This is a genomic window from Muricoccus vinaceus, assembly GCF_042433125.1.
GTDB classification, from domain to species: domain Bacteria; phylum Pseudomonadota; class Alphaproteobacteria; order Acetobacterales; family Acetobacteraceae; genus Roseomonas; species Roseomonas vinacea.
In genome coordinates this window covers 1-2,323 of sequence record NZ_JBHLVZ010000147.1, presented here as the reverse complement: position 1 = coordinate 2,323, position 2,323 = coordinate 1, and the positions used below count along the sequence as shown (strand labels likewise).

Sequence of the window (2,323 nt, the reverse complement as noted above, 5' to 3'; positions counted from 1 at the left end):
GCTTCCAGTTCCAGGGCAGGAGGTCGTCGAGCCTGGAGGCGGGATGATTGGCGATGCGGGCGAGGACGTCGGCGAGCCAGGCACGCGGGTCGACGTCGTTCAGCTTCGCCGTGGTGATGAGCGAGATCATCACGGCCGCCCGCTCGCCGCCGCGGTCACTGCCCGCGAACAGCCAGGCCTTGCGGCCGAGGGCGACGCCACGGAGGGCGCGTTCCGCGGCGTTATTGGTCAAGCAAACCCGGCCATCGGCCAGGAACCCGGTGAACGCCTTCCATCGTTTGAGAGCGTAGTCCAGCGCCTTGGCGAGATCGTTGTGGCGCGACATCCTGCCCCTGGTTTCGAGCATCCAGGCGTGGAGGTCGGCGACCAGGGGGGCCACGACGGTCTGACGGTTCTGCAGGCGGTCGGCTGCCGATCGACCGTTCACCTCGCGCTCGGCGTCGAACACGCGGTCGATGCGCCGCACCGCCTCGGCGGCGAGTGGCGCGCGGGCGATCTCAGCGAGCTCGAACGCCTGCCTGCGGAAGTGTGCCCAACAGGCGGCCTCGGTAATCGGCCCTGGCTCGCGGTCGGGCCGGTAGAGCTCGCCGAACCCGGCATAGGCGTCTGCCTGCAGGATGCCCGTGTAGGAGGCCAGGTGGCGCCTCGGGTGCTCGGCCGTGCGGTCGCGGGAGAACTGGAACAGGGCGGCGGGTGGGGCTGGCCCGGCAAAGGGCCGGTCGTCCCGCACATAGGTCCAGAGCCGGGCCGTCACCGTCTTGCCGCGGGCGAGCAGGGGCACGGTGGTGTCGTCCCCGTGCAGGCGCTCGGCGGCCAGGACATGGGCCCGGATAAGGGCGTGGATGGGCGAGAGGACCGCGGCCGCGGTGCCGACCCAGTCGGCCAGGGTGGAGACGCTCAGCTCCACCCCCTCCTGGGCAAAGGTCTCACTCTGCCGGTTGAGCGGCAGGTGCTGGCCGTACTTGGCCTCCAGGATCATGGCCAGCAGGTTCGGCCCTGCCCTGCCGCGCGAGATGGGGTGGAACGGCGCGGGCGGCTGGGTGATGGTCTCACAGGAGCGGCACGAGAGACGCTCCCGCACGGTCTGGACCACCTTCCAGGACCGAGGCACCACCTCCAAGGTCTCGGTGATGTCCTCGCCAAGTTTGGACAGCTTGCCGCCGCAGCAGGGGCAGGCGGAGGGTGACGGTATCACCACCCGCTCGCGCGGCAGGTGGGCGGGCAGAGGACCCCGGACGGGCTTGCGGGGTGGTGGTGCCCCGGGCCCCTCCCGACCCTGGCCCTCTGCCCGGGTCGCATCCTCGGCGACCGTCGCGACGAGGTCGCCGAGTTCCAGCTCCATCTGGTCGATGAGCTTGCGGCCGCGCTCGGAGGAGGCGCCGAACTTGTCGTGCCGCAGCTTGGCGATGACCAGCTTGAGGTGCGCGATCATCGCCTCGGCGGCGATGCGCGCCTCCCGCTCCGCCGCCAGCGCCGCGCGGAGTGCCTCGACGTCGTCGGCAGGGTCCGGCGCGGCCGTCATGGGAGGAGTGAATCAGACGCCGGAACGCGCCGCCAGCACAATCACCCTCGTCGTAGCAGGATCAGCCCGCGACCTGCGGCCTATAAGTGTGTTGCGGGTTCCTCCAGTCGATCCCGTCCAACATGTAGGCCAGCTGAGAGAAGGAGATGGCGACCGCGCCATTGGCGGGCGCGGGCCACAGGAAGCGTCCCCGCTCCAATCTCTTGGCATAGAGCGACATGCCGAGCCCATCGTGCCAGACGATTTTGAGCAGGTCGCCGCGCTTGCCGCGAAAAACGTAGAGATCCCCAGCATGCGGGTCGCGCCCGAGCGCCTCCTGCACCTGCAGCGCCAGCCCGTTCATGCCACGGCGCATATCGGTGTGACCAACGGCAAGCCAGACCCGAACACCAGCGGGAACCGGGATCACCGCCGCAGCACCCCCAGCACGCGCCGCAGCGCCGCCGCGTCCACGTCAGTCCCCACCCGCACACAGGTGCCATCCGGCAGCGCGATCTCGATCTGTGGGTTCGTCGCCATCCCGGGCGCCACAGGCTCGGGCAGCACCGGGCCACTCACCTGTACCGGAAGAAACATCGGCTCCGGCGCGCCACGCACCGCCAGCCGTCCCTGGCGCAACTGACGCCGCCAGTACCACAGCAGCCCACGGCTGATGTCGTGTCGCCGCGCCACCTCGGACGTCCGCGCTCCAGGCTCTGCCGCCTCGGCCAGTACGCGCAACTTGTCCTCGGCACGCCAGCGACGCCGCCGCTCAACCCCGGTGATGATCTCCATCCCGCCCCGTCCTTTGCGTCGCCCTTA

Annotated in this window: 3 protein-coding genes; all 3 read right to left on the bottom strand. The window is 70.2% G+C overall.

Annotated features, from left to right (window positions below; translation table 11 throughout):
* Nucleotides 1-1,522 (bottom strand): IS66 family transposase (gene tnpC / locus ACFFIC_RS30045; RefSeq protein WP_377057290.1); only part of this gene is annotated, 1,522 nt, incomplete at its 3' end.
* A 61-nt stretch (nt 1,523-1,583) separates the two neighbouring features.
* A complete protein-coding gene (gene tnpB / locus ACFFIC_RS30040) occupies nt 1,584-1,931 on the bottom strand; it encodes an IS66 family insertion sequence element accessory protein TnpB (protein WP_377057289.1) in 348 nt (115 codons plus the stop codon).
* Nucleotides 1,928-2,296 carry an IS66-like element accessory protein TnpA gene (gene tnpA / locus ACFFIC_RS30035; RefSeq protein WP_377057288.1) on the bottom strand — a complete coding sequence of 123 codons (369 nt, stop codon included), beginning with the start codon at nt 2,294-2,296 and terminating at the stop codon, nt 1,928-1,930. Before tnpA ends, tnpB begins: the two co-directional genes overlap by 4 nt.
* Nucleotides 2,297-2,323: the final 27 nt, after the last annotated feature.

What these genes read in the sequence shown, in the direction of transcription:
- tnpA (WP_377057288.1), bottom strand. Translation starts at nt 2,296, where the DNA reads ATGGAGATCATCACCGGGGTTGAGCGGCGGCGTCGCTGGCGTGCCGAG.